Annotated in this window: 23 protein-coding genes; 11 read left to right on the top strand and 12 right to left on the bottom strand. The window is 42.4% G+C overall.

All coding sequences use genetic code 11. The features are described 5' to 3' along the window. Nucleotides 1-17: 17 nt before the first annotated feature. From JMX75_RS02505 to tsf, 5 genes are all read left to right on the top strand, one after another. Nucleotides 18-380: a response regulator gene (locus JMX75_RS02505; RefSeq protein WP_011512755.1), complete on the top strand. Its 363-nt coding sequence runs from the start codon at nucleotides 18-20 to the stop codon at nucleotides 378-380. Nucleotides 381-426: 46 nt separating this feature from the next. Next, the gene (locus JMX75_RS02500; RefSeq protein ID WP_011512756.1) at nucleotides 427-876 is read left to right on the top strand and encodes a chemotaxis protein CheX; all 450 of its coding nucleotides are present in this window, start codon (nucleotides 427-429) and stop codon (nucleotides 874-876) included. A 41-nt stretch (nucleotides 877-917) separates the two neighbouring features. Then, on the top strand, nucleotides 918-1,367 hold the full coding sequence (locus tag JMX75_RS02495; protein ID WP_020442731.1) for a chemotaxis protein CheX: 450 nt from the start codon (nucleotides 918-920) through the stop codon (nucleotides 1,365-1,367). 357 nt (nucleotides 1,368-1,724) lie between these two features. Beyond that, nucleotides 1,725-2,519 (top strand): 30S ribosomal protein S2, encoded by a 795-nt coding sequence (gene rpsB / locus JMX75_RS02490; RefSeq protein ID WP_011279657.1) that lies wholly within the window; start codon nucleotides 1,725-1,727, stop codon nucleotides 2,517-2,519. Between the two features lie 256 nt (nucleotides 2,520-2,775). Next, the gene (gene tsf / locus JMX75_RS02485; protein ID WP_011512758.1) at nucleotides 2,776-3,660 is read left to right on the top strand and encodes a translation elongation factor Ts; all 885 of its coding nucleotides are present in this window, start codon (nucleotides 2,776-2,778) and stop codon (nucleotides 3,658-3,660) included. Nucleotides 3,661-3,794: 134 nt separating this feature from the next. Here the strand turns inward: tsf and JMX75_RS02480 are convergent, their stop codons facing one another. The 4 genes from JMX75_RS02480 to hflX all read right to left on the bottom strand — a co-directional run bounded on the left by JMX75_RS02480 (nucleotide 3,795) and on the right by hflX (nucleotide 8,142). Next, on the bottom strand, nucleotides 3,795-4,619 hold the full coding sequence (locus tag JMX75_RS02480; protein WP_201530790.1) for a lytic transglycosylase domain-containing protein: 825 nt from the start codon (nucleotides 4,617-4,619) through the stop codon (nucleotides 3,795-3,797). A gap of 596 nt (nucleotides 4,620-5,215) precedes the next feature. Beyond that, nucleotides 5,216-5,905 (bottom strand): LrgB family protein, encoded by a 690-nt coding sequence (locus tag JMX75_RS02475; RefSeq protein WP_201530788.1) that lies wholly within the window; start codon nucleotides 5,903-5,905, stop codon nucleotides 5,216-5,218. Between the two features lie 31 nt (nucleotides 5,906-5,936). Beyond that, on the bottom strand, nucleotides 5,937-6,365 hold the full coding sequence (locus JMX75_RS02470; protein ID WP_011512763.1) for a hypothetical protein: 429 nt from the start codon (nucleotides 6,363-6,365) through the stop codon (nucleotides 5,937-5,939). A gap of 307 nt (nucleotides 6,366-6,672) precedes the next feature. After that, nucleotides 6,673-8,142, bottom strand: coding sequence for a ribosome rescue GTPase HflX (gene hflX / locus JMX75_RS02465; RefSeq protein WP_201530786.1), 1,470 nt, complete (start codon nucleotides 8,140-8,142; stop codon nucleotides 6,673-6,675). Between the two features lie 413 nt (nucleotides 8,143-8,555). Here hflX and JMX75_RS02460 point away from each other — a divergent pair, with 413 nt between their 5' ends. Then, nucleotides 8,556-9,356 carry a lysophospholipid acyltransferase family protein gene (locus JMX75_RS02460; RefSeq protein WP_011512765.1) on the top strand — a complete coding sequence of 267 codons (801 nt, stop codon included), beginning with the start codon at nucleotides 8,556-8,558 and terminating at the stop codon, nucleotides 9,354-9,356. Between the two features lie 159 nt (nucleotides 9,357-9,515). Here JMX75_RS02460 and JMX75_RS02455 read toward each other — a convergent pair whose 3' ends face one another. Continuing rightward, a complete protein-coding gene (locus JMX75_RS02455; RefSeq protein WP_201530784.1) occupies nucleotides 9,516-10,556 on the bottom strand; it encodes an aldo/keto reductase in 1,041 nt (346 codons plus the stop codon). A gap of 41 nt (nucleotides 10,557-10,597) precedes the next feature. After that, the gene (locus JMX75_RS02450; RefSeq protein WP_133105490.1) at nucleotides 10,598-11,095 is read right to left on the bottom strand and encodes an FKBP-type peptidyl-prolyl cis-trans isomerase; all 498 of its coding nucleotides are present in this window, start codon (nucleotides 11,093-11,095) and stop codon (nucleotides 10,598-10,600) included. A gap of 156 nt (nucleotides 11,096-11,251) precedes the next feature. Here JMX75_RS02450 and JMX75_RS02445 point away from each other — a divergent pair, with 156 nt between their 5' ends. Further along, entirely contained in the window at nucleotides 11,252-11,911 is a 660-nt protein-coding gene (locus tag JMX75_RS02445) for a DUF1294 domain-containing protein (protein ID WP_227673128.1), read from the top strand. Between the two features lie 95 nt (nucleotides 11,912-12,006). Here the strand turns inward: JMX75_RS02445 and lspA are convergent, their stop codons facing one another. The 3 genes from lspA to JMX75_RS02430 form a co-directional block, all read right to left on the bottom strand. Further along, nucleotides 12,007-12,645 (bottom strand): signal peptidase II, encoded by a 639-nt coding sequence (gene lspA, locus JMX75_RS02440; protein WP_201530782.1) that lies wholly within the window; start codon nucleotides 12,643-12,645, stop codon nucleotides 12,007-12,009. Beyond that, nucleotides 12,638-15,481, bottom strand: a complete 2,844-nt coding sequence (gene ileS / locus JMX75_RS02435) for an isoleucine--tRNA ligase (RefSeq protein ID WP_201530780.1) — start codon at nucleotides 15,479-15,481, stop codon at nucleotides 12,638-12,640. The genes lspA and ileS overlap by 8 nt, the downstream gene beginning before the upstream one ends. A 656-nt stretch (nucleotides 15,482-16,137) precedes the next feature. Beyond that, entirely contained in the window at nucleotides 16,138-16,854 is a 717-nt protein-coding gene (locus JMX75_RS02430) for a GntR family transcriptional regulator (RefSeq protein ID WP_201530778.1), read from the bottom strand. 153 nt (nucleotides 16,855-17,007) lie between these two features. On the opposite strand from JMX75_RS02430, the gene JMX75_RS02425 reads away from it, so the two are divergent. Then, nucleotides 17,008-17,706: an aspartate/glutamate racemase family protein gene (locus JMX75_RS02425; RefSeq protein ID WP_133105486.1), complete on the top strand. Its 699-nt coding sequence runs from the start codon at nucleotides 17,008-17,010 to the stop codon at nucleotides 17,704-17,706. 64 nt (nucleotides 17,707-17,770) lie between these two features. Then, the gene (locus JMX75_RS02420; RefSeq protein WP_133105485.1) at nucleotides 17,771-19,129 is read left to right on the top strand and encodes an NCS1 family transporter; all 1,359 of its coding nucleotides are present in this window, start codon (nucleotides 17,771-17,773) and stop codon (nucleotides 19,127-19,129) included. 96 nt (nucleotides 19,130-19,225) lie between these two features. Here the strand turns inward: JMX75_RS02420 and JMX75_RS02415 are convergent, their stop codons facing one another. Together JMX75_RS02415 and JMX75_RS02410 are read right to left on the bottom strand one after the other, a co-directional pair. Beyond that, nucleotides 19,226-19,759: a protein disulfide oxidoreductase gene (locus tag JMX75_RS02415; RefSeq protein WP_201530776.1), complete on the bottom strand. Its 534-nt coding sequence runs from the start codon at nucleotides 19,757-19,759 to the stop codon at nucleotides 19,226-19,228. Nucleotides 19,760-20,046: 287 nt separating this feature from the next. Then, nucleotides 20,047-21,684: a carbon-nitrogen hydrolase family protein gene (locus tag JMX75_RS02410; RefSeq protein ID WP_201530774.1), complete on the bottom strand. Its 1,638-nt coding sequence runs from the start codon at nucleotides 21,682-21,684 to the stop codon at nucleotides 20,047-20,049. Nucleotides 21,685-22,217: 533 nt separating this feature from the next. On the opposite strand from JMX75_RS02410, the gene JMX75_RS02405 reads away from it, so the two are divergent. Continuing rightward, nucleotides 22,218-22,850: a BLUF domain-containing protein gene (locus JMX75_RS02405; RefSeq protein ID WP_201530772.1), complete on the top strand. Its 633-nt coding sequence runs from the start codon at nucleotides 22,218-22,220 to the stop codon at nucleotides 22,848-22,850. A 317-nt stretch (nucleotides 22,851-23,167) separates the two neighbouring features. Here JMX75_RS02405 and JMX75_RS02400 read toward each other — a convergent pair whose 3' ends face one another. Continuing rightward, nucleotides 23,168-24,610 carry an FAD-binding oxidoreductase gene (locus JMX75_RS02400; protein ID WP_201530770.1) on the bottom strand — a complete coding sequence of 481 codons (1,443 nt, stop codon included), beginning with the start codon at nucleotides 24,608-24,610 and terminating at the stop codon, nucleotides 23,168-23,170. A 399-nt stretch (nucleotides 24,611-25,009) separates the two neighbouring features. Here JMX75_RS02400 and serA point away from each other — a divergent pair, with 399 nt between their 5' ends. Beyond that, complete coding sequence (gene serA, locus JMX75_RS02395) at nucleotides 25,010-26,236, top strand: phosphoglycerate dehydrogenase (protein WP_011512778.1); 1,227 nt, start codon at nucleotides 25,010-25,012, stop codon at nucleotides 26,234-26,236. The last annotated feature ends 25 nt before the right edge of the window (nucleotides 26,237-26,261 follow it).

Below are 26,261 nucleotides of genomic sequence, written 5' to 3'. Positions count from 1 at the left end.
AGGACAATAAAAAATCTATGTATAAATTAATGATCGTCGATGACTCAAATATTATTCGAAACCGTATTCAGCGCGCTTATGACTCGGGTCAATTCATGTTGGTTGCTACGGCAACCAGTGGGGTTCAAGCGCTTGAAAAGTTCAATATTCATCGTCCAGATGTGGTGACCATGGATTTGACCATGCCGCAAATGGACGGTCTTGAATGTATTGAAAAAATCATTGCTATCGACCCTGACGTTCGTATCTTGGTGGTCTCAGCCTTGTCTGACAAATCTACTGGCATTGAAGCGTTATCATTGGGCGCGAGTGGGTTCTTGTGCAAGCCTTTTTCAGAAGAAGAGCTAGTAGAGTCTTTGTATGAGTTGGTACAAGACTAACATTGTCCAATAATTTTAATAAATACCTTATTAAAGAACACACATTATGAAAGAGCAAAATTTACAAATTTTTGTGAGTATCATTACCAACTATTTTACTCAGTTTGGTAATGATGAGTTGGTGGTCGATACGCCTTACTTGTTAGAAAACCAACAGCCAAAAGTCCATGATTATACGGGCGTCATCGGTATATCAGGGGTGCAAAAAGGGGTGGTTTATTTTACGGCGACCACGGCACTATTGAGCAGTATTCTAGACAGTATGGGCGAGATAGATAAAAGTGAGGACAATCTGGTCGATTTAGCAGGCGAGGTTGCCAATACGGTTTCGGGTAATGCCCGTCACGAGTTTGGTCCAGAATTTCATATCTCTGTCCCGTTTGTCTTTAAAGGCTCGCCGCAAAGTATCATTTTGCCTAAAAGTGGACGTTCTTTTATCATTCCAGTGAGTTGGCGCAGTCAAATCGGAGAGATTGTGGTTTGTTTGCAAGATTGATTACACAACCCCGTGATGATAACTATGGACGATGAACAATTATGGTTAATGTAGAAAAGTTAGGCGTCTTTTTAAGTTCAATCAGTGCATTTTTTGCGCAGATTGATGCTGAGGCAGTGGTCATTGATACGCCTTACCTAAACAGTAATAAAAATGCTGTTGGTTATGATTATAGTGGCATGATTAAAATATCTGGACCGCTTGAAGGCTGTGTCTATGTCAGTGCCCCAAGCAATATGTTGCGTGAAGTTATCAAAGTGATGGGCGAGCCTGACTCTTCCATGACGATGATGAAAGACTTGTTGGGTGAGATGGCAAATACCATCTCTGGCAACGCTCGCACCGAGTTTGGTGCCGATTTTATTATCTCACCTCCTAAGATTATTGAAGGGATACCCAGTATTCCTTATCTGCCAAAAGACCGCCAAAGCTATGTCACGCCATTTACGTGGCGAGGCTATAAAGCAGTTATCGGTATCAGTATCGCTTAATCTTATTCTAAATGCATAAAAAAACGACGTCTCACCGTCGTTTTTTTTATGCATTATCATCCACTTAAACCTTATAATAGCGCTAGCAGTGACTAAGCGTTATATGATAAAATACAGCCCAGCTATTTTTTATCATATAGTATTCTATACGTTCAAATCGTAGCTCAGTTTTTTCAACCAACCCATCAACCAATGACACACACATCATGGCAAAAAATTGCTGGGTGTTTGGCGACTTGATTAATTTGCTTCACGGCTAGGTGCTTCATTGATATACCTAACTCATAGCAGATGCGTGTCGCTAGATAGGCAGTTTTTGTGATGTGGAGGCATAACCCAACCAACAGGACATTTAACATGGCTACAAAGAATCCAACCAAAATCGAAATGCGCGACCTATTACAAGCCGGCGCTCACTTTGGTCACCAAACACGTTTTTGGAATCCAAAAATGGGTCCATATATTTTTGGTGCCCGTAACAAGATTCACATCATTAACCTTGAGCACACTGTAAAGGCGTTTAACGAAGCATTGACTTACGTTAACGGCTTAGCTGCTAAGAAAAACAAAGTATTATTTGTTGGTACTAAGCGCGCAGCTAGCGGCGTTATCGCTGAGCAAGCAGCACGTGCTGGCATGCCATACGTTGACCATCGCTGGTTAGGTGGTATGTTGACTAACTGGAAAACACTACGCCAGTCAATCAATCGTCTAAAAGAGCTAGAAAAACAAGCTGAAGACGGTACTTTCGCTAAGCTTACTAAGCGTGAAGCGTTAGAGCGTACTCGCGATATGGAAAAACTTGAGCGTTCATTGGGCGGTATCAAAGACATGGGCGGTCTACCTGACGCAATCTTCGTTGTAGACGTAGATCATGAAGCAATCGCTATCAAAGAAGCTAAGAACCTAGGTATCCCAGTTATCGGTATCGTTGATACTAACTCTAACCCTGATAACGTTGATTACATCATCCCAGCAAACGATGATGCTATCCGTGCTGTGACTTTGTACGTAACTTCTATGGCTGATGCAATCATCGCCGGTAAAGAATACGCACAAACTCAAGCTGGTGGTAAAGCTGAGCAAGAAGCACCTGCTACTGAAGAAGCAGCTGATGCTCAAACTGAAGAAGCTGCTACTCCAGCAGAATAAATCGCTGAGTGATATGGTTTAATGTTGTAAGGCTGCCTTGATAGTTTTTCTATTAACAGCCATATAACATGACTTATAGTATAGACAGCATAAAGATAAATAATAGGCATGATGTAGTATTACTCGTCATGCCTTATTGTTAAAGCGGATTTGTTAAAGTGGCGTTGTTAAGCCGCTATACAGAATTCAAGTGCGTTTAGATATTGTGCACTCCCATATATAATAATGCTCACCTACATAATAAAAGGTAACTCTTATGTCAGAAGTAAAAGTATCTGCCAAAATGGTAAAAGAATTGCGTGACCGTACTGGTCTTGGCATGATGGAATGTAAAAAAGCGTTAGAAGAATCAAACGGTGATGTCGAAACTGCCATTGATAACCTACGTAAATCTGGTCAAGCAAAAGCGGCTAAAAAAGCGGGTAACATCGCAGCTGACGGCGCTATCATCATCGCTCAAGGCGACAGCAAAGCATTCTTGTTAGAAGTGAACTGCCAAACTGACTTCGTTGCAAAAGATGAAAATTTTGCAGCCTTTGCAGAAACAGTCGCGAACCTTGCATTAGAAAACAATGTGACTGACGTAGCTGCTATCGCTGAATTGCCATATGGCAATGGTCAGACTGTTGAAGAAGCTCGCGTATCTTTGGTACAAAAAATCGGTGAGAATATCCAAATCCGCCGTGTTGAAGTACTTGAAGGCGCTAACATTGCTGCATACCGCCATGGTCTACGTATCGGCGTAGTGGTATCTTATGAAGGCGGCAGTGCAGAAACTGGTAAAAATCTTGCTATGCACATCGCTGCGTTTAACCCAGTTGCTGTTGCTGATGAAGACGTCGCTGCTGATCTATTAGCGCGCGAAAAAGACATCATTGAAGCAAAAGCACGTGAGTCTGGCAAGCCTGACAACATCGTTGAAAAAATGATCGAAGGTGGTCTACGTAAGTACCTAGAAGAAGTTACTTTATTACGTCAGCCATACGTTATGGACAATGAGAAAAAAGTTGGTGACGTACTAAAAGCTGAAGGCGTAAAAGTACTTGGTTTCAAACGTCTAGAAGTCGGTGAAGGCATTGAGAAGAAGCAAGAAGACTTCGCTGCTGAAGTTGCTGCTACTCAAGCACTAGCTAACAAGTAAGTTTTAAAATGCAGTAAGTACTGAGTTTGTTTTTGCTCAGTACTTATAGATTGTTTGACATAAGAAGCAATCAAGCATAAAAAAGCCCGTTATTTATTTAACGGGTTTTTTATGTCTGTGATTTTTATTTTGGATTAACGCAATGCCAAATAAGCAGAGTTGGCATAGCTTGCGCTATTACTGTTGCTACTCGTGCCATAACTAACGTTTTGCATGCCACCGCCATTACTGGTATTGGCAGTATTGCTATTATTAGCATTCATCGTATTACCAGATAGCCCTGAATCGTTTTTATACAGGCTATGATATCGGCTCATCACACTTTTGACATAGTTACGCGTTTCTTTAAACGGTGGAATGCCATTATATTTATCGACGTTACCTTCACCTGCATTATAACCCGCGACCGCAAACTCGACGTTGTTGTTAAAGCGGCGCATCAGCCAAGCGATATATTTGGCAGAACCTTCAATATTATCGGCAGGATTCCAAGGATTGCTCACTTTAAATCGACGTGCTGTAGCTGGCATCAGCTGCATTAAACCCTGCGCACCGACTGGTGAGCGAGCATTGGGATTAAAGGCTGATTCAGTATGCATCATGGCTTTCATAAGTCCTGGATCGACACCGTGGCGCTGCGCTGAAGCCATAATATAGCTATCATAAGAGTTACGAGTACCGCTGCTGCTTGCAGAGCTGCTCCCATAGTCATTGCTATTACTGCTACTACTACCACCATCATATAGACTAGAATCTTTATAATAAGTAACTTTTACTTTTTTAGTAAATTTATCAAAATTACCACTGGGATTGACGTTGGTGAGAAGTACTTGTCCGCCTTTGTCTTTATAGATATACATATTGCCTGCTTGAGCAGCGATAGGTAGGCTAGATAGGGCAACGGCGGTGAGTAAAACGGGAGACAAGCAGCGGGTTATGAAAGGTGCAACATTTATCATAGAGTTATCACTTTTTATCGAGTAGTAGCAAATTGCCTTGCTTATGGACGCATTGGTTTGCGCAATAAAGCGGTTACCCTGTCTGCAATATTTCATAGTCACTAAGCTTAAGTACTACAACGCAGAACCACGGTTAACAAAACCAATTGCAATAGATACAAAAAATAATAGTTGCTTACTATAACATATAATAAATTTTTACTACATCTGATTGACCTGACAAGCTGGTCAAACAAACATTTAAATTGTAAAAATTTTTAATAAAATCAATATGGTATTGCAGTGTACCTTATTAAGTGCGAGGTCAGAAGTAGCCACAGACCATTTACAGTGAAGGCAAAATAGAGGAGGGCTATTATCACTAGTATTTGCCAAAAAGCATTGAAACACACGATGAATCTAAATATTCGCAGCTGTACTATAGTGAATTCAGTATTAAAGCGATACAGCAAGCAGGACTGGGATGAATTTTACGCAGCCTCTGTCGGCGTAGGCACAGCACGCCAGAAAAATTTATACCAGTACTGCGTTGGAACATAACGTATCTGTTTTATTTGGAATTGACTATAGAATAGCAGTGCTGTATTAAAGGACTATTAAGCAGACAGTGCTGTGATAAATATAGGTACCCAGACAGCAGTGACCAAACCGTTCACTGCTAAGCCAAACGCGGCATATCTGCCCGCTGTATGACTGATTTGCCATGCTTCTACGGTGCCGAACGCATGAGCGACTAAGCCAAGCGCTAAGCCTTTGGCACGGTCATCTTCAATGCCAATAAATAAGAAACGCGCTAATGTCCCGCCAATGAGACCTGAAACGATAATAATCAGGTTTGCCATCGCTAGAGGTGCTTTGATTAAATCTGCGATGCTCAGACCAATCGGCGTGGTCACTGAACGACTGGCAAATGCTAATATCGTATCGTGACTGAGTGAAAATAGATAGGCTAATGACATCGGTAATAATGCGCCAATCAAACTCGCCATCGCCACAATCAAGACAAGTTTCTTGATAGGTAAACCTTTGAAATTCATGGCAGCCAAAGGTATTGCCAATAAGACAGTAACATAACCTAATAGATGGTCAAAAACGGGCTTGGCAACGGCGTAATAATTATTGTAATCCCATTGGAAAATGAATAGAAATATAACGACCAATACTAGTGCGGTAATGACCATCGGTAACCATGAAAGTTTGCGTGCCAATATGCGAGCAATTACATGGGCTGCTAAAGTCAGTAATATCGCCGCAAAGGTTGCCACAAACACATTATCAAAACTCATAAGATTCCTTTATTCATACCGCTCAAGGCTGTCATTTTTGCTCATTAATAGTAGTGTTGCCGTTCATATCATTATTACGGTTCAGCCAACGATTGGATAACACGGCAAATCCCCAAATCGGTATCAGCGTACTAATCAGTATGGTAAGCATAAAGCCCCATAGCTCATCTCCTAAAGCAAATAACAGCAAGCCTGCACCGGCTGAAACTGGCAAAAAAGCAAAGCCACTATCGACAAGTAAAGTATTACTCGCTTGGGTAAGCCAGCCTGGAATACCTTTGATAAATCGCCAAATCATCAGAATAAAAAACATGGTCAGTAAGCCGACGATATTGGCCGCTTTTTCAATACCCGCCAACTGACAGACAAATACTGCCGACTCACGCACAGTAACGACAATGGTGAGCGTCAGGAGTAATGCCATCCATAAGGGCATTTTTGAAGAATGGGTAGACTTCATAAGCAAGTGGACCACGTCAGGGATAGATAAAAGAGTAAAAAGATGAGTGAGAGGAGACTCACGAGTGCAGTATATAAAAGATTATATATAGAGTATCGCAACTAATAAAGCGTATCGGTCAATAGTGACCATATAGTCTGTAAGTAATAAAATTGATAGATCAATACATCAATACATCAATACATCGATATATAGCTGTTGCTAATACGAGTTTCTCTTGTACGCTATGTTGATTCAGCATTAAAAAGGACACTATTTATCAATAGCGTCCTTTTTAATTTTATTCAAAATATGATAAATAAATGACTTATTTTTGCAAATCAGATGTTTGAGTATCTTCTATCAGCAAGTCTTCCGCTACTCTCTCAGCTTCAGCATTTAACGCCTCAAATTCAGCAAACGCTTTTTCTTCAGCATCCGTCATCGTTTGTTCTTCTACATCATCAGGCTGCTCAAACTCTTCAAGTATCGGCATCAGCAATGTTGCTTGCGCTAATGGCAATACATCTAGAGGCTCTAAGTTGGCTTGACCAAGTAACTGTCTCAGTCTATCGCTTGGCAAGCGAATCGTTAAGCACTCATGACCACTGTCATCATAGCTTTCTTCTTGAATAACGCCGAGCTCATACAAAGCATTTTTTAACTGCCCTGCGCTATAAGGTAGTGTCAAATCAAAGGTGGTCAGTGTGCCAGTCAGTAACTGCTGCACGGCTAATGACAACTCTTCCATGCCTAAGTTTTCTCTAGAAGAAACATAGACGCGGTTGGGTTGACCTTCGCTAGCATAACCGATACGTGCAGGCTCATCGGTCAAATCAATCTTGTTGTAGACATTAAGCATAGGCACATCATTATCAATTTCAGCCAGTACGTCTTTCACCGCCTGAATTTGCTCATGCATGTCTTCGCTCGAAGAATCGATGACATGGAGCAATAGGTCTGCTTCAAGTGTCTCTTCTAAGGTCGCATGGAAAGATTCAACCAATTCATGTGGAAGATGGCGGACAAAACCGACCGTATCGACCAGTACCACACGTCCTACACCTTGCCAATCTAAGCGGCGTAACGTCGGATCGAGCGTCGCAAACAGTTTGTCGGCCGCATAAATGTTTTCATCGACCAAGCGATTAAACAAGGTAGACTTACCAGCATTGGTATAACCCACAAGTGAAATAGTCGGTACATCTGATTTTTGACGGCGAGCTCGACCTTGCGCACGCGTCTGTCTGACTTTTTCGATTCTACTTTTGAGCTGCATGACTCGCACTTGTAGCAAGCGACGATCCGTCTCAAGCTGGGTTTCACCGGGTCCACGTAGACCAATACCCCCTTTTTGACGTTCCAAATGCGTCCAACCACGCACCAAACGTGTCGACAAATGGTTGAGCTGTGCCAGCTCTACTTGTAGTTTACCTTCGTAAGTACGTGCACGCTGCGCGAAAATGTCCAAAATCAGACCCGTGCGATCAAGTACGCGGCATTGTACCAAGGCTTCAATATTACGCTCTTGTGAAGGCGATAAGCTATGGTTAAAAAGAACGATGTCCGCATCATGCTCGCGCACCAGTTCTGCTATCTCTTCTGCTTTGCCGCTACCAACAAAATATCTGGCGTCAGGGCGTGCACGTGAGCCTGTGACCAGTGCCAAGCGGTCTGCGCCTGCTGAGTCTGCCAATAATTCAAATTCACCTAAATCATCAGGATCTTGAATTTGGCGGATGTCTAAATGTACGATGATGGCGCGCTCGCCACCGGTATGTCTTTCAAAATATTCCAAAGAGTATCACCTATCCATAAAGTAAATAAATCGCAACGCTGCCTATTCTAAATGTGAGTTCTAAATATTTGGGGTTTATTCAATACATTGAATAAATTACCAAGCTTATCGAAATAGAATAACCATCTTAGTTGCGTTCAGATAACCATTTATATGTGGTCTTATCAGTTGATATTAAAGCGTATTCACACAATTAGCGATGATTTTATGTTACAGCGTTCATTAAGTAGGATTTCATCTTTGCAGCGCAATATTCTTTCTAAAATGAATCAGTTAGAGACATTAGCAGCAAATTACTCACAAAACCTATTCATAACTCAGTGAACAAGTCGTCACTGATTGCATAAACTTTGTTATACTCATTGCGTTTGTTTACCATATATAATCATAAGTTTTAATTACGAGGGACACAGATGAGCCAACCCAAGCCAGGCTTTTCAATTAAACAGCAATTGGGGCGCGGCAAACAGATTGCTGGTATGACCACCACAATTGCTGGTGGGCTACGCGCCGCCCAACGTATCGGGGCATTTAAACAGCCACCACGCGAAACACTGCCGCGCTACATTCAAGCTTTTTGTCGCAAAATGGCAGGCTCTTTTGGCGTCAAGGTTATCGCCGTTGAGCGCGTAGAGCAACATCACGGGCTATGGGTTTCTAACCATGTATCGTGGATGGATATCCCTGTGGTCGGTACAGTGAGCCCTGCTTTTTTCTTATCCAAAGCCGAAATAGGTGAGTGGCCTATCTTTGGTAAGCTGGCACACGCGGCAGGTACAGTATTTATCGAGCGTGGTTCCGGTGATGTCGGCTCAGTTGCGTCGCAAATTGCTAACTTTTTAACCAAAGGCTTCTCGGTTATCTTTTTCCCTGAAGCCACTACCACAGATGGCAAAAAAATTAAACGTATCCATGGCACATTGCTACAAGCGGCGATAGACGCTGATGTACCTGTGCGCCCGCTGGTGATTGCGTATGTCAATAAAGACGGTACCTTAAGTGAAGAATTGCCTTATTACGGCAAGCTGACGATGAAAGACAGTTTGAAAAAGGTTTTAGATAGTAAAGATGTCACCGCTTACGTCTTACCACTAGAAGCAATCGATCCTAAAGGTTTGAGTAAAAGTCAGCTGACAGATTTATTACAATTACGTATGCAAGAAGGCTTAGCTGAATTACATTCGCGTGTATTGACAAAAATAGCGAAAGTTTAATTCTATATGCTTTAAATTGGTTAGTTAAACGTGTATAAAAAAGGCGCAAATCGCAGTAATAATACTTGCGATTTGCGCCTTTTTTTAACTGATAGATACTTGTATCTTTTTTGAAGAAAATAGAATGACTCTATTTATAAAAAGTCTAATAAGCATCAACTATGGTGAAGGATTAGGTTGTTGAGTATGTACCGCTTCGATAGTGTCTAGTACATCTGAGCCTAATGTTAAGTTAATGCTATCAATGTTAGATTTCAGCTGTTCGATAGTGGTCGCGCCAATGATATTGCTGGTTACAAACGAGCGTGAGTTAACAAAGGCTAATGCCATCTGCGCCATATCTAAACCGGTATCATCTGCGATTTTGGCATATTGGGCGGTGGCTGATAGTGCTTCTTCATTAGTATAACGGGCAAAGCGATCATACATGGTCAGGCGCGCGCCAGTAGGACGTTTACCATCAAGGTACTTACCAGATAGCACACCAAAACCAAGCGGTGAATAAGCCAGTAAACCCACATTTTCACGATGCGCAATCTCTGCCATAGCCACTTCATATAAGCGGTTAAGCAAACTATAAGGGTTTTGCACCGTAATAGGTGCGATCAAACCATTTTTATCCGCTTCCCATAAGTAGCGCATCAATCCCCAAGCAGTATCGTTTGATAATCCATAAGCACGGATACGACCTTTTTTAATCTCATCGTTTAGCGCTTGGATGGTTTCTAAAAAAGGCGTCAAATCATCGAGCGGCTGTGCTGCCATTGCTTCGGTATAACCGAGCTGACTGAAATAGTTCGTTTGACGTTCAGGCCAGTGTAGTTGGTAGATATCAATATAATCGGTCTGCAAACGCTCAAGATTGCCATCAATAGCACTGCTGATATGCGCGGCATTAAAACGCGTTTGCCCATCACGTAAAAAATCCATTGGCGATATTTTACTGGCAAGAACGACTTTATCGCGTTGTTTAGTCTTTTGGAACCACGTGCCCATAAAGCGCTCAGTATCGCCTTGCTTGTCTTTGTCTGGCGGTGAGGGATACATCTCAGCAGTATCCCAAAAATTTACGCCTTCACTGAGTGCTAAGTCCATCTGCTCATGTGCATCGCTTTCGCTATTTTGCTGTCCCCACGTCATCGTTCCCAAGCAGATTTTGGAGACTTTTTCATTGAGTTGCGGCAGTGTTTGATATTGCATATGTTCTTCCTTTTTTATTTTATTCTAAAACAATTTTTATATTATATGAGCTTGATACCTGTGACACCCGGCGGCGTCACTTGAAAGATTTTAATTTTAAACTGCACGGATTGTCCAGCAAGCGGATGGTTAAAGTCTACTTCTACTTGGTCATCAGTGATGGCGCTAATCGTACCGGGTAGAGTGTTTTTGCCTTTGTCTTCAAATTCTACTAGCATGCCAATTTCAGGATTGTCAGCGATAAGCGCAAACTGAGTAGGGCTAAAGCGTTGGATGTTGTCAGGATTCCATTCACCAAATGCTTGCTCTGGCTCAAGATGAGCGGAACGCGTATCGCCTGCACGCAGATTCATCAGCACTTGCTCAAAGCCAGGTAGCAAGCTCTCATCACCTATAGTTAAAGTAACGGGTGTATCACGGCTAAAGGTTGAATCAATTACGGTGCCATTCTCGAGCGATACTTCAAAATGCAGCTTAACTAGGCTGCCAAAAGTAATACGTACATCTTCATTTGGTGTGATAAATTGTGAGTCGGTCATGGAAAATTTACCTATTACTGGAGTAGGAAGTTAGGTGGAATCAATATAAGAAATGATAAGTCATCTAGAAAAGGTTGTAAGCGCCAATAGTGTAACGTAAATAGTGTAATATATTTGGCGAATCTAAAAGTGAGCGCAACATTTATGGCAAAACTGATGGCAAATAAACAACAAGGTCGAGTCACAAAATGGCAAGACGATAAAGGCTTTGGCTTTATTGAAACCGAAGCAGGCGAGTCGGTATTTTTTCATGTCAGCGCGTTTAAAGCGCAGCGTCGTCCTGTTATCGGCGAAGAGGTTGTTTTTATCGTTGGATATGATAATCAAAGACGATTGCAAGCAAAAGAGGTGCAAGAGCTGAGCTTTGTACAACAAAAGATGGCGCAAAAAAATAAGCAAATTCGTCAGCGTAATCACAAACGTAACGCCCAAGCAGAGTTTGAAGCAGGACAAAAGAAACGCTTGTTTCTTGGTGTTGGATTTTATGGTGTATTGATATTACTGGCGGTCATGAATAAGCTTAGCTGGCTAGTCGTTGGGTGGTATGCTGTATTGGGTATGATAACCTATACCATGTATGCCAAAGACAAAGCGGCTGCTCAAAATAATGACTGGCGAACACCTGAGATGACATTACATATTTTAAGTGCGCTTGGTGGCTGGGTAGGGGCAATGGTCGCACAAACTTACTTGCGTCATAAGTCACAAAAGCCTGAATTTCGTATTGCGTATTATTTGACTGTCATCATTAACATGGCAGGGTTACTATTTATATTGGCGGATGGCGGTTTGGATTTTCTGGAAGAATTGTTATAGGTTTTAGATAGTGAAAATAAAAGCCAAAGAAAAGGTGGATTTACGAAAATGCAATCCACCTTTTCTATTAATAAAGTGATATGCCTTGAGACGCGTTAAACGTCACGCTTTTTTTCCAAAAACAGCATATCGATGACAATCAATAATACACCGATAGAAATGCCAATATCAGCAATATTAAAAATGGGATAATGCCAAACATCAGCATAATGCACATGTATAAAATCAATGACGTGACCATGTAATAAGCGATCGATCAAATTGCCCACGGCACCGCCTAACACCAATGCCAAACCTAGTGATAACAGCTTAGCTTGACGGGGCGCTTTAGCTAGATAGCCTATCAAGAATAGTGACATCAATAGCGCCAACCCTGCAAAAAACCACTTTTGCCAACCGCCAGCATCTGCCAAAAAGCTAAAAGCCGCGCCGTAGTTGTAAGCAAGCGTCCAGTTTAGAAACGGCTCAATCACAGGTACAGGTTCAAGAAAGGTCAGATTGGTTTCAGCCAACCATTTTGTCCACTGATCAAAAATAACCACGACCAGTGACAACAGATACCAGTTAAGTGCAAGGCGACCATTAGCAATCATCTTTGGCGTCTTATTCGAGCGACTTTTAGGCGTCGATGAGCTACCCGTAGTTGCATGAGCCGGTTTAGGTGAGTTGTCGACTTCGATAGACGGCTGTTTATCATCCGGTAAGTTCGTGGGATTAGGCGTTAAATTAGGCATAGTGGCGCACCTCGCCATCACCGCTGACGTTGGTTGCGCAGCGCGCACATAATTCTGGGTGTGCGCTATCTGTACCAATGTCGTCCCGGATATGCCAACAGCGCACGCACTTGGTGCCGGTTGCAGCATTTACTTCGACGACTAAGTCTGCCGCTGAACTATTACTGTCCGCTTGTTCATCTGTGCTTGCTACATTAGCAGGGGCAGAACTCAAAAGTTTTAAAGTTGCGCTACTGGTAATGAGTACAAAACGCAGCTCTTCACCAAGCTTATCTAGGCTTTCATGCATAGCGCCATCAGCATATAGATTAACGTCAGCGGATAAGTTGGCATTGATGATTTTTTCGCCACGTGCAGTTTCGATATGTTTATTAACCATGTCTTTTGCGAGCATGATACGTTGCCAGTCATCGTTACTGATGGCGCTCAGCTCAAACTCTGGGAAAGTATACCATTCCTCAGTAAACACATAGCTATCAGCACCATGTAATACTTCCCATGCTTCTTGGGCCGTGAATGATAAAATCGGCGTAATCCAGCGAATAAGTGCATGAGCAATATGATAAATAGCCGTTTGCGCAGAGCGGCGTGGCTGACCGTCAGTCTGGGTGGTGTATTGACGGTCTTTGATAATATCTAAATAGAAGCTACCCAAGTCTTGCGAGCAGAAGGCGGTGATATGTTGCGTGACTTGGTGAAAGTCCATCGCATAATAAGCACTGATGATTTGTGCTTGTACCGTTTGCGCACGCTCAATGATAAATTTATCAAGGCTAACCAGCTCATTAATATCAATGCTATTGGTAGCAGGATCAAAATCATCAGTATTGGCAAGCAAGAAGCGTAGGGTATTACGAATGCGGCGATACATATCGATTGCACCCTTAAAGACGGTTTTACCAGCGCTCATCTCATAACGGTAGTCGCTTGATGCAATCCACAAACGCAACATATCCGCGCCCGTTTTATTGATCTCTTCTTGCGGCGTGATGATATTACCCAGTGATTTACTCATCTTGCGACCGTTTTCATCAACCACAAAACCATGGGTTAAAACTTGTTTAAACGGTGGGCGCTCGTACATGGCTTCCGAGGTCAGCAACGACGTCTGGAACCATCCACGATGTTGGTCGGAGCCTTCTAAGTACATATCAGCAGGGTTGGTCAGCTCATCGCGTTGATCAAGTACCGCAAAATGCGTGGTACCAGAGTCAAACCAAACATCTAACGTATCAGTCGCTTTATCATAATCAGAAGCTTCCGCGCCCAAAAAATCCTCACAACTGGCATCAAACCATGCTTCAACACCGCCAGCATGAATTTTCTGTGCAGCGACTTCCATCAGCTCAAGGGTGTTTGGATGCAGCTCGCCAGTTTCTTTATGGGTAAAGAAAGTAATCGGCACGCCCCATGTACGCTGGCGCGAGATACACCAATCTGGGCGACCGGTCATCATCGATTCAATACGGTTTTGACCCCACGCTGGTGTCCATTGAACCGCTGGAATATCAGCAAGTGCGCGCTCACGTAAGCCTTGAGTTTCCATGCTGATAAACCACTGCGGCGTAGCACGGAAAATGATTGGCGATTTATGACGCCAGCAGTGCGGATAGCTGTGCTCAATTTTGGTATGGCTAACCAGATGACCGTTTTCGTGTAGGGCAGCAATGATTTGAGGATTGGCTTTATAGATGTGCTCACCGGAAAATACCGCTGCGCTTTCTAAATAAACGCCCGTACCACTCACTGGGTTTTCAACAGGCAAATTATATTTTAGACCGACGATATAATCGTCAAGACCATGACCCGGTGCAGTATGGACCAAGCCAGTACCGCTGTCAGTCGTTACGTGATCGCCCAAGATTAATGGCACTTGACGCACATCGATAAGCGGATGCTGAGCATGTAGACCTTCAAGCTCACGCCCCGATATAGTAGCTAGGACGCCTTTATTCTCGAGCTTAAATTCACTTAGCGCCGACTCAACCAAATCAGTCGCCAGTAGTAAGTTGCCGTTTTCTGTAGCGACAACACTATAGTCATGCTCAGGATGGACTGCAATAGCTTGGTTAGCAGGCAATGTCCAAGGCGTCGTCGTCCAGATAACGGCAGCGATATTGCCGTCTATTTCAGCCAATGCCGCAACTTTGTCACTGTCTACAATATCAAAGCTGACATAAATGGCGTCTGAGACTTTATCTTGATATTCAACTTCGGCTTCAGCCAATGCTGAACTACAGTCCAAGCACCAATTGACCGGCTTCATACCGCGAGTTACGTGACCATTGTCATAAATTTTGGCAAGGGCGCGCACGATATTGGCTTCTTGATGGAAGTTCATAGTCAGATAAGGATTGTCCCAATCACCAAACACACCCAGACGTTTAAAATCCGCCTTTTGTAATTCGATCTGTGTGCTGGCATATTCACGACATAGACCACGGAATTCGGTTGCAGAAACCTTTTGACCGACTTTACCATGTTTGGCTTCGACTTTTTGCTCGATAGGCAGACCATGACAGTCCCAACCGGGCACATAAGGCGCATCAAAACCAGATAACGTTTTTGATTTTACGATAATGTCTTTGAGTACTTTATTGACTGCATGACCCAAGTGAATCTGACCGTTGGCGTATGGAGGACCATCATGCAAAATGTATTTGATTGCCCCAGCACGTGCCGCACGAATTTTACCGTAAACATCATCTGCTTCCCAAGCTGCTAGCCAATCTGGCTCACGTTTGGCAAGGTTTGCACGCATCGCAAACGGCGTGTCGGCAAGGTTTAGGGTGTCTTTATAGTCTTGGCTTGGCATATCAGTACTTTTATCAGTCATAGAAGGCGTCTTTTAGAATGGTGATGAAAATGTAAATTGAATTAAAAAGTGCGTGTAAAGCTGGCTACAAAAGCTAAAGTAATAATTTGATTGAAAGTAGATAACACTCGCTATTATATGACAAAAAGAGTGGGGTAAGAAGAGCTGCCGAGTATCGTTTCTATGTCTGTCAAAACCGTCACAAAATTCATTTAACGAGCGATTGGTTGTTATTTTATATCTGCTAGGATAATAAAGGTGATAATAAATTGAGCAATCAATGTCCATGCTGTCTTTATGTGCAAGACAGCATCATATCACTATCGTCAGATAATCCCTACTTTCAGTAGTTGATGGTCGTTGTTGATTTAACTGTTTTTATTCATTGATTTCAATCTGCATCACATATCATATCCGATTCAATTCGATTTAAAGAAATGAAACATAAACTTACTAATATGGGTTTATTAAGGTGTAAATACCACGCAAGCTCATATGACGTATAAAGCCGTAGCAGAAGTGCTAGATTATCAGTATAGAAAAATGGATGCTTTAGTTGGCTAGTTTTTATCGCCGCTGATTATTTTAAATAAAAAACCTGCCAGTCAAATGATTGGCAGGTTTTTTAATGTAAACGGCCTTAAAGGGTGCTAAAAGTGCATTTCTATTACCAATATTCAAGCAGGCACGATAGTCAGCTGCTCGGCTAAGCTAAAGAAAGGTTTTGCTGCGCATTTAAAGTCTAGGCTAGATTCTAAGTGATTCAAGTGTTGATTAATCAGCAATAACAGACCTTCTTCATCCCTGTTTTCAATGGCATTTACCATGCCAAGATGTTCGTCTTCAGCGCAGTTAGATGAGCCAACTTTGTTATATAGCCCAATGATTAGCGTGGTACGTAATGTAAGTTCACTCAAAAACCGCTCTAAAACTGTATTGCCTGAAATCATTGCCAACTGCATATGGAAAGTGCGAGATAGGCGTAGCTCCGCAGGCTTATCACCTTGCGCCCGCGCATCAGCTTCGGCAGCTATCGTAGCACGCATGTCAGCAATGTCTTGCAGACTAGCATTTTTGATTACTTTACGGGCGAGTGTACGCTCAATCGTGCGCCGTGCTTCAAACACATCACCTGCTTCTTTCGGTGACGGAGTTGAAACAAAAGCGCCGCGGTTGGGCTGTAATTGCACCACATGCATCGTTGCAAGGGTAGAGAGTGCTCGCCTCACATTGGCTCTATTGCAGTTAAACAAGTCACTCAGCATCTGCTCGCCAAGCTTTGTTCCAGCGGGCAAGCGTTGCTCTGACACCGCAGCGGTGATGGAGTTGATAATGGTTTGCTCGGGTATTTCATCGAGCGCAGGAACTGTTTGTTTGGTTTTCTCTATTTTCATAGACGCAATTATAGTGTGCGACTGTTATCGCTACAACAAATATTAAAAAAATAGATTGTTTTGTTAACAATAATAGTTAACAATAATTGTTAACAAATATGACATGCTGCTGATCTGTGAATAATGACGATAACCTATGAATAGCGAGGCTCTATGAAAATTCTAGTGATGAACCCAAACTCGACCACTTCTATGACCGATAAAATCGTTGAAAGCGCGCGTCAAAAAGCCAGTGCAGGTACGACCATTATTGGCGCTTCTGGAACGGATTCGCCTGCATCTATTCAAGGGCATCATGATGAAGCGCTCTCTGTCCCTGGTTTGATTAAACGCTTACAACAAGCGGAACAAGAAGGAATTGATGGTGTGGTCGTTGCCTGCTTTGATGACCCAGGTATTGGTGCTTGCCGCGAAGTGTTTTCAGGTCCGGTTATTGGAATTTGTGAAGCAGCGGTCAAAGCCGCTAGTATGATTTCAACCTCTTTTAGTGTAGTCACCACTTTGCCACGTTCCGTACCCGTGATTGAAGATTTGATTCATGGTTATGGTTTATCTCATCGCTGTAGAAAAGTACGCTCTGCTGCCATACCCGTGCTTGCTCTTGAGGAAGCTGGCTCTGGCGCCCGTGAAAAAGTTCGTGATGAAATTTTGCGTGCAGTGCGTGAAGACAACTGCGAAGCGGTGGTTTTGGGCTGTGCTGGGATGGCAGACTTAACAGAATGGCTGACTGCAGAAACGGGTGTGCCTGTGATTGATGGTGTGACTGTGGCTACTCGTATGATTGAGGCACTGGTTGGCTGTGGTCTAAAAACCAGTAAAATTGGCGCCTATGCAGCACCTATCCAACATTAAATAGAAATGGACGAAACAGCTATTAACCAATAAATATTCAACATTCTCAAGGAAGGAGAAGGTAATGGACAATATTCAAGGAGCCGGTGCTACGGCAGGCGTAAAAACAATAGAGCATAAAGGGGTTGGTGAAGAGAGCCTAGCGCCGCAAACCACACGAATTATGGGCTCTTGGTCTTATTTATTTACTTGGTTAGGTGGGTGTGTCTCTATTGGTACCTTCACCGTTGGGTCAGGTTTGGTTGGTACGCTTAACTTATTACAAGTAGTGCTAGCAATCGCCATTGGTTGTACGGTTATTGGTGCAGCGCTCATGATTAACGGTCGCGCAGGTCATAAATATGGTATCCCGTTTATGGTGCAAAGTCGTTCATCTTTTGGTTTCACTGGTAGTCGCATACCAGCACTGGTGCGCTCTGTACCTGCGATTGTCTGGTTTGGCTTTCAAAGTTGGATTGGTGCCGGTGCCTTGAACTTAGTATCTGATGCCTTGTTTGGCTACAGTAATATAGTCGTCTTCTTTGTTGGTTTTCAGTTTTTACAAATTGGTCTGTCCGTTTTGGGTTTTCATGGTATCAAATGGCTCGAAAACATTGGCTCAATTTTTATTATTGGTTCACTGATTTACATGTTTATTAGTGTGATTAATAAATATGGTGATGTGATTTCAACCAATCTTATCAATACAGAAGGGACTTGGGGAGCGCCATTTTGGGGCGCAACCATGCTGTTTTTAGGCGTTTACAGTACGATGATGCTTAACGTCTCTGACTATTCGCGTGAACTAAAAGAAGATGTTGGTCTTTTTCGTCAAGTAGCCATCTATGCCAACTCTATCCTACCTGCAACATTGTTTATGGGTCTGATTGGTGTGATGGTGACCAGTGCGACTGGTGAAGTTGATCCTATCAAGGTATTTTCTAGCGCCGTTGATAATAAGCCTTTATTAATCATTACGATGCTTTTCATTGCTTTTGCGCAGGTCACTACCAATATCTTAAACAACGTCGTACCGCCTGCTTATGCATTAATGGATATCTTCAAAATTAAGTATAAAACTGCTGCAGTTATTGTTGGGTTGCTTGCCTTTGGGACATTCCCTTGGGAGCTAGTAAAAGATGAATCTGCTGCGGGATTAAACTTATTTATTCAAACTTACTCAGCGTTTTTGGGTCCTATATTTGCCATCTTAGTCGTTGACTACTATTTCTTACGTAAGCAAAAGCTGGATCTTGACAAGCTATATGATGAGAATGGTCCCTATAAGGGCGTCAACATGGCAGCTGTTATCGCTATGGTAGTGGGGATTGTAGTCGCTCTATTATTCTCAAGTATCTCTTGGTATGCAAGCTTAATTCCAGCAGGCGCTATCTATTGGATCTTGATGTTAAAAATGCCGGCTGCACAGCGTTTTATGTCCTAATTTGTTCAAATGTTTATACAAAAACCCTATAGCAGTGAGCTCTGCTATAGGGTTTTTGCGTGAGGTGCTAGACTAAGACTACAGTTAATTTCAGCCCTAAAAAACTGACGACAGCCACAGTCTTAGTTTTAATGACCATAATGGTTGAATGCCTGTAAGCCCTTGGCTCATCACGCCATTTTTTAATATGACATAAGAGGGCGTGACTTGCCCTTGCCAATCATCAAAGATAGCGCCTTCTTTATCGTTTACAGTATTAAAATTATAATTGTTTTGCTTAAGATAGCTGTGTAACTCTTGGTCAGAGCCGGACTTGATAGCAACAGTAACGACTGGATAGTTATTTTCTGCAGCCAACGCATTAATATTAGGTGAGGTCACGCTACATATCGGACACCACGTACCCCAAAAATAGACCAGCGTGGGTTTGTCTGCACTCATTGCTGCCAAATCAATACTCTGCCCTTGATAATCCATCAATTGCAACTGTGGATCGGCTGGCATGACCGGCTGTCGCCACCAGTTAACAGCAGTATAAATAATGGCAAATACCAAGCCGTAGAGCAGCACAGTTTTAATAAGTGACAGTGCTTTTTGCTTGGGTGTCTTTTTAGGTCTCTCAGTCGTCATAATGGCTGCTTTTTTGCTCGGTGGCTTTTATAAGTATAGTGAATTCAGTATTAAAGCTATACAGTAAGACTGGGATGAATTTTACGCAGCCTCTGTCGGCGTAGGCACAGCACGCCAAAAAAATTTATACCAGTACTGCGATGGAACATAACGTATTTGTTTTATTTGGAATTGACTATAGTTTTTAATAGATAAAAATATACGGCTGAATAGTCAGCCGTATGATTAAAATATTAAGAGTCTCATTAATTAAGTATGCTATTAATTAATGGTTGGATATTCCTCACTTAAGGCTTTTGCGCACGGTTTTGTAATGGATCGCCTAAAAGCACGCTACCAGAGTTTTCTCGAAGCTCATCATCGCTCAATTTACTGGCTGATATTTTAGATTTTCTCTTCCATTTCAAGCTATACAAATCGTCACGGCGATCAAGTAGATTGTGTACCGAACCTTCATTACGGACATGAATAAGCTTGTCTAAATTCACATCTGAAAAGAATACCATCTCGGTATTCGCCGTCGTTTCAGCCATAATCGCATCATGCGGGAAAGCAAAATCTGATGGCGAGAAGATAGAAGACTGCGCGTATTGAATATCGAGACTTTCAACTTGTGGTAAATTACCAACTGAGCCGCAAATCATCACATAGCATTCGTTTTCAATCGCACGCGCTTGGGCGCAGTGGCGTACGCGTAGATAGCCGTTTTGAGTATCGGTCCAAAATGGCACAAACAAAATATCCATATCATCAAGTGCCATTAGGCGGGCAAGTTCAGGGAATTCAACGTCATAACAGACTAAAATACCGATACGACCGGCATCAGTATCAAACACCTTAACTTCATCACCGCCTTCAATTACCCACGCGCTACGCTCATGCGGAGTAATATGGATTTTGCGTTGCTCTTCTACCGTACCGTCGCGGCGACACAGATAGCTGACATTGAATAAGGTATCTTCTTCGTCCAAGTACGGCATAGAGCCAGTAATAACGTTGACGTTATAGCTGACAGCCAGATGCGATATCTCATTTTTAAACCATTCGGTATAGCCTGCCAAAAATCGAATCGCAACGTTTTGATCGGTCGATTCACACAATCCCATCAATGGCGCGTTAAAAAATTCCGGTAAGCAGGCAAAGTCAGAGTTGTAATCAGCCATAATATCAACAAAGAATTCAACCTGTTGCAGTAGTTCCTCTGGCGATTCAACTTCACGCATCTGCCACTGAATACCGCCAATACGCACTTCAGATTTGCGAGTATTTGGCTTGTAGTCTTTTGGCTCATAATAAATATTTGCCCACTCAAGTAAGGTCGCAAAACCTTTAGACTGTTTGTCATCTGGCAAATAAGCGGTCAAAATACGCTTGACGATAAAACCATTCGATAATTGGAATGAAAGCGCAGAATCATGAATTTCACGTGAGGCAACCGCATCGATATAGTCACCGGGCGTTAAATCTTGATGGTTGTGGTAGTTTGGAATACGACCACCAGCTAAAATAGCTCGAAAGTTCAACTGACGACAAAGCTCTTTACGGGCATCATACAGCCTGCGACCCAAGCGATAACCACGATATTCAGGGTCAATGAGAGCGTCTAAACCATAGATAGCATCGCCTTCAGGGTTGTCTCTGATAATCTCTTTATGACCAATCAAATCATCATAGGTATGTGGATTAGAGAACTTTGCATAATCAACACGCATAGATAATACGATACCAATCAGCTCGTCATGATCAAATAAAGCAATCTGCCCTTCTGGGAAAGCGTCAATCAAAGTATGAATTGTATTCTTTGACCATGCGCCGCCTAAATTAACATAGACTCGATCCATTAACGCTTTTAGTTGCGGGTAGTCTTTTTTCTTAATCTCAGCAATCGTTAAATGAAAGTCTTCTGGTTTTTCAATCTTACTCATAAAATTCCTGTCTGTTGTTTCTGTATGCGGGTGTTGATAAGTGATATTGATAAATGAAGGTAAGACACATCTTGTGATTAATTTTTATATAAGTGGGATAAATAACGGCAAACTTAAGTCTCAACTTAAGGACAAAGTTTCGGCATAACAATGTTGAGAAAAATATACCAATAGGCTGTGAGAATCGTTACAATCATTTATCTGTGCATTTACAATAAGTTATAAGGATCGTTTCTCATATGATCTATTTTAATGAGGCATTTTTATAAGTTTGCAAGTGGCTCTATCGCACTTCAAGGGTGCTTTGGCTGCCTTTTGACGTACATTGACTGCTGATTATAGTTTTATTGAAGTAAATGTCGACTGGTATGATATCAAGCTCGTCAGCTAATGACAGTCAAACGTCGTAAAGATTTGCTAGGTTTTTGTGAGTCTTTCTGCCTCGTCGAGACATCATTTGATAAATTTATACTTAATTTTATTTGGTTGTTTTTCCTTGCTCATATTTAATATTAACCCGTTAGGAATTTTTAATGACGCCTGAAATTCATACTGCTGCTTTTAAAACATTAGATGACATTGAAGATACTGCACTGGTGCAATTGGTGTACGTCAGTAGCATGACGCTTAGTTCGCGTTTTAGTACGACGATATTCGAAGAAGTAGAAAGTCATGCGCGTAATTATAATCAGCAGCAGGGTATTACAGGCACGTTATGCTATGGCAATGGGCATTTTTTGCAATGCATTGAGGGTGAAAAGGCCAAAGTACTGACGCTAATTCAGCGTATATATGTCGATACCCGTCATAAAAACATTCAAGTGCTATTAGTGCAAGTCATCAAGCAGCGCAGTTTTTCTGATTGGCGTATGCGCTTACTGTGTTTGGAACGTTGGTTATGGTCACCTGCAACCAAAAAACAAGCGGCACAGCTATCACCGTTTTTGCCATTTTCGCCCCACGATTGGAGACCCGATCATACCGAATTATTCTTACAAGTGATCAAAAATTTTGATACGCCGCCTCATATCAATGCAGCGGGCATCACTTACAATGCGCTAGGTAATATGGTGCGCCATGTCGCTGCGCCGCATCAGGCTTTTTTAGTTGTCCAGGGTTTTTTGAGTGTGCTGCTCGTCGCAGGTTTAGCACTGCTGTATGTATAGTTTATGCCACTTTAGAAAGATATAGGCGATTCACTTAAATATATCGTACTAGGGCGTGTACTCATTTCAAAAATGGTGATAAAAATGAGATAAATTGCAGTCAAACGAGGAAAGTAGCGCAGATAATATCGGGATATTAACCAGCTATTTAACGATGTTTGGCAAAATTTAGCCATTTTTAGCCCGTTTAGATATGATCAATTGAATTGAGGACACGCCCTAGTGTTATTTGAGCATAAAAAAGACGCTAATCTTATCGATTGCGCGTCTTTCTATTTATCCTTAATAGTTAAAGATATATCAAGAGTAAAAACGCCTTACATATCGAAAATCTTACCACGGTTCATAATATTATTGGGATCAAAGACCTTTTTAACTTCTCGCAGATAATCAATCTCAATCTCACTGCGGCTATAATGTAGATACGGCTTTTTAGTCATACCAACGCCATGCTCAGCAGAGACTGAACCGCCATATCTTTGCACTGTTTCAAACACATATTTGTTGACGACTTGACACTCACTAAAGAAATCATCTTTACCCATATTTTCAGGCTTTAAGATATTTAAATGCAAGTTACCATCACCGATATGACCGAACCAACAGACTTCAAAGTCAGGGTAGTTACTACTGACGATATGATCAATCTCAGAGATAAACTCAGGGACATGACTGATAAGTACCGAGACATCGTTCTTATAAGGGGTAAATACTGAGATAGTCTCAGAGATATATTCGCGTAGTTTCCATAGCTCTTCCGCTTGCGCCAGACTTTGACTCATCACACCATCGACGACCCAGCCTTGCTCCATGCACTCCTCAAATATCGCCATGGCTTTATCCATGATAGGCTCATAAGGCGCTTCAAACTCTAGCAAGGTATAAAACTTGGTACGTGATTCAAATGGCTCTTGTACTTGACCGTGTGCCATTAGTTTATCAATCGCCACATCATCAAAGAACTCAAACGCGGTCAAATCGATCTTTGCTTGAAAAGCAGACAGCACGTTCATGACATCATTAAAGCTGTCCATGCCTAAGACCATGACGTTTAAGTCTTGCGGCTGACGCTCAAGTTTGATTTGTGCATGGGTGACAAAGCCAAGTGTACCTTCACTACCGATAAACAATTGGCGTAAGTCATAACCGGTGGCGTTTTTTACCATACCGCGATTGAGCTGCAAGATATCGCCTTTACCAGTCACCACGGTCAGCCCCATGATCCATTGACGGGTCATACCATAGCGTATCACTTTAATACCGCCGGCATTGGTACCGATATTACCGCCGATTTGACTAGAGCCTGCTGAAGCAAAGTCGACAGGGTAGTAGAGGTCTTTTGATTCGGCAAACTGCTGCAATTGCTGAGTGACCACACCAGCTTCAATCTCAACCATACGATCGGCGGGATAGAATTGTCCGATATGGTTCATCTTATCCATACTGACCACAATCTCACCATTGGCGGCAACCGCACCAGCAGACAGTCCTGTACGACCGCCACTTGGGGTCAATACCACATCATGCTCATTAGCAAGTAATACAATTGCTTGTACTTGCTCAGTAGTCTTTGGAAAGACGATAGCCGCAGGTGCGGGTGCAAAGTGCTTGGTCCAGTCTTTACCCCAATGCTCTAAGCTTTCGCTATCAGTTTTAATTTGACTGGCATCAAACTGATGGGCGTCAATCAGCGAATTTAATAGGGTCTGGACAGCCGCGGTATAGGTTTCAGATAGGGCTTGGCTAGATAAAGAAGTCATGGTCAAATCTCGGTATCAACGTGAGTGCTATGCATAGAGGGGATTATTATGGGAATTATCATATAACCAAATGGCTATAACTAAACGTGTTTAATGGTGTATGTTATTAAGGGAATATTAGCGATGTATATTATTGCAATTTAATAGTCGTCGCAATCGTAGAGTGTTATTAGTTTGCCTCTGTATATGCGTACACAGCATAAAGAAGGGGTGCTTTCTCATTTGGATAGCAGGATTCACTATAGCATAAAAAGTTTTCAGGATTGATAACCAATAATTCATCTAATCTGCTAACATCGCCGCCCAATTTTGTGTAAGATATCCAGACTCTTTTCGTTTCATTCATCCAAGCTTATCCCTCAGATGATTTTTATAAGACAATTATAGGACAGTTCTCACATGGCGTTATCACTCCAAAAAGACAAAATCCGGTTTTTATTGCTTGAAGGTCTGCACGACAATGCTTTAAAAGTATTAAAAGATGCTGGTTATCAAAACATTGAAAATATCAGTCATGCATTGGATCAAGATGAGCTGATTGAAAAGATTAAAGATGCTCATTTTATCGGTATTCGCTCGCGCACGCAGCTGACACGTGAAGTGCTTCAGCATGCACATAAGCTTATCGGCATTGGTTGCTTTTGTATTGGTACCAATCAAGTAGATTTAGATGCTGCTCGTGAATTCGGTATCCCGGTCTTCAATGCGCCATTCTCAAACACCCGTTCGGTCGCTGAGTTGGTACTTGCTGAAGCCATCATGCTCTATCGCGGTATCCCTGAAAAGAGTGCCACTGTACATCGCGGTGGTTGGGGTAAGTCTGCGACTAACTCACATGAAGTACGTGGCAAAACCATCGGTATCGTCGGTTACGGATCTATTGGCTCGCAGCTGTCTGTATTGGCTGAAAGCTTTGGTATGAAAGTTATCTATCATGATGTCTTGACCAAACTGCCACTAGGTAATGCAGTCCAAGTAGCTAGCTTAGAAGAGCTGTTATCTACTGCTGATATCGTGACTTTGCATGTACCTGATCTGCCAAGCACACGCTACATGATGGGCGCGGCGCAGTTTGCGCATATGAAAGACGGCAGCTACTTTATCAATGCTGCGCGTGGTACTTGTGTCGAGATTGATGACCTTGCTGCCGTGCTTGAATCTGGCAAAATCTTGGGTGCAGCAATTGATGTGTTCCCAAAAGAGCCAAAATCTGCTGATGAAGAGTTTGAGTCACCACTGCGTAAGTTCGATAATGTCATCTTGACCCCGCATATCGGTGGCTCAACGCAAGAAGCACAGGCAAATATTGGACTGGAAGTTGCAGATAAATTTGTGCGATATTCTGACCAAGGCGATACAGCAACGGCGGTCAACTTCCCAGAAGTATCGATTCCGTTTAAAGAAGGCACGCATCGCCTGCTACATATCCACAAAAACGTACCAGGCGTCCTGTCACAGATTAACCGTCTGTTTGCTGAAGCAAATATCAATATCTTGGCGCAGAGCTTGATGACAGAAGGCGATGTCGGCTATCTCGTTATGGATGTCGATTATAACGACTCAACCGCGGCTTTAGATCAGCTAAAAGACGTTCAAGAGACAATTCGTGTGCGTATTTTGTTTTAAGTTTTGTAATAACAGTTTGAATTTA

This window comes from Psychrobacter sp. LFX-11D (assembly GCF_904846475.1).
Lineage (GTDB): Bacteria > Pseudomonadota > Gammaproteobacteria > Pseudomonadales > Moraxellaceae > Psychrobacter > Psychrobacter cryohalolentis.
The sequence above is the reverse complement of the archived record's forward strand: the minus strand, read 5'-3'. Positions and strand labels throughout refer to the sequence as shown.

Bases quoted from the DNA above. Each gene is read 5' to 3' on its own strand.
- rpsB (WP_011279657.1), top strand. From the start codon at position 1,725: ATGGCTACAAAGAATCCAACCAAAATCGAAATGCGCGACCTATTACAA.
- serA (WP_011512778.1), top strand. From the start codon at position 25,010: ATGGCGTTATCACTCCAAAAAGACAAAATCCGGTTTTTATTGCTTGAA.
- JMX75_RS02495 (WP_020442731.1), top strand. From the start codon at position 918: ATGGTTAATGTAGAAAAGTTAGGCGTCTTTTTAAGTTCAATCAGTGCA.
- JMX75_RS02480 (WP_201530790.1), bottom strand. From the start codon at position 4,619: ATGATAAATGTTGCACCTTTCATAACCCGCTGCTTGTCTCCCGTTTTA.
- JMX75_RS02460 (WP_011512765.1), top strand. From the start codon at position 8,556: ATGAGCCAACCCAAGCCAGGCTTTTCAATTAAACAGCAATTGGGGCGC.
- JMX75_RS02505 (WP_011512755.1), top strand. From the start codon at position 18: ATGTATAAATTAATGATCGTCGATGACTCAAATATTATTCGAAACCGT.
- JMX75_RS02405 (WP_201530772.1), top strand. From the start codon at position 22,218: ATGACGCCTGAAATTCATACTGCTGCTTTTAAAACATTAGATGACATT.
- JMX75_RS02415 (WP_201530776.1), bottom strand. From the start codon at position 19,759: ATGACGACTGAGAGACCTAAAAAGACACCCAAGCAAAAAGCACTGTCA.
- JMX75_RS02410 (WP_201530774.1), bottom strand. From the start codon at position 21,684: ATGAGTAAGATTGAAAAACCAGAAGACTTTCATTTAACGATTGCTGAG.
- JMX75_RS02430 (WP_201530778.1), bottom strand. From the start codon at position 16,854: ATGAAAATAGAGAAAACCAAACAAACAGTTCCTGCGCTCGATGAAATA.
- JMX75_RS02470 (WP_011512763.1), bottom strand. From the start codon at position 6,365: ATGAAGTCTACCCATTCTTCAAAAATGCCCTTATGGATGGCATTACTC.
- lspA (WP_201530782.1), bottom strand. From the start codon at position 12,645: ATGCCTAATTTAACGCCTAATCCCACGAACTTACCGGATGATAAACAG.
- JMX75_RS02400 (WP_201530770.1), bottom strand. From the start codon at position 24,610: ATGACTTCTTTATCTAGCCAAGCCCTATCTGAAACCTATACCGCGGCT.
- JMX75_RS02445 (WP_227673128.1), top strand. From the start codon at position 11,252: ATGGCAAATAAACAACAAGGTCGAGTCACAAAATGGCAAGACGATAAA.
- JMX75_RS02475 (WP_201530788.1), bottom strand. From the start codon at position 5,905: ATGAGTTTTGATAATGTGTTTGTGGCAACCTTTGCGGCGATATTACTG.
- JMX75_RS02455 (WP_201530784.1), bottom strand. From the start codon at position 10,556: ATGCAATATCAAACACTGCCGCAACTCAATGAAAAAGTCTCCAAAATC.
- JMX75_RS02500 (WP_011512756.1), top strand. From the start codon at position 427: ATGAAAGAGCAAAATTTACAAATTTTTGTGAGTATCATTACCAACTAT.
- tsf (WP_011512758.1), top strand. From the start codon at position 2,776: ATGTCAGAAGTAAAAGTATCTGCCAAAATGGTAAAAGAATTGCGTGAC.
- JMX75_RS02425 (WP_133105486.1), top strand. From the start codon at position 17,008: ATGAAAATTCTAGTGATGAACCCAAACTCGACCACTTCTATGACCGAT.
- ileS (WP_201530780.1), bottom strand. From the start codon at position 15,481: ATGACTGATAAAAGTACTGATATGCCAAGCCAAGACTATAAAGACACC.
- JMX75_RS02420 (WP_133105485.1), top strand. From the start codon at position 17,771: ATGGACAATATTCAAGGAGCCGGTGCTACGGCAGGCGTAAAAACAATA.
- JMX75_RS02450 (WP_133105490.1), bottom strand. From the start codon at position 11,095: ATGACCGACTCACAATTTATCACACCAAATGAAGATGTACGTATTACT.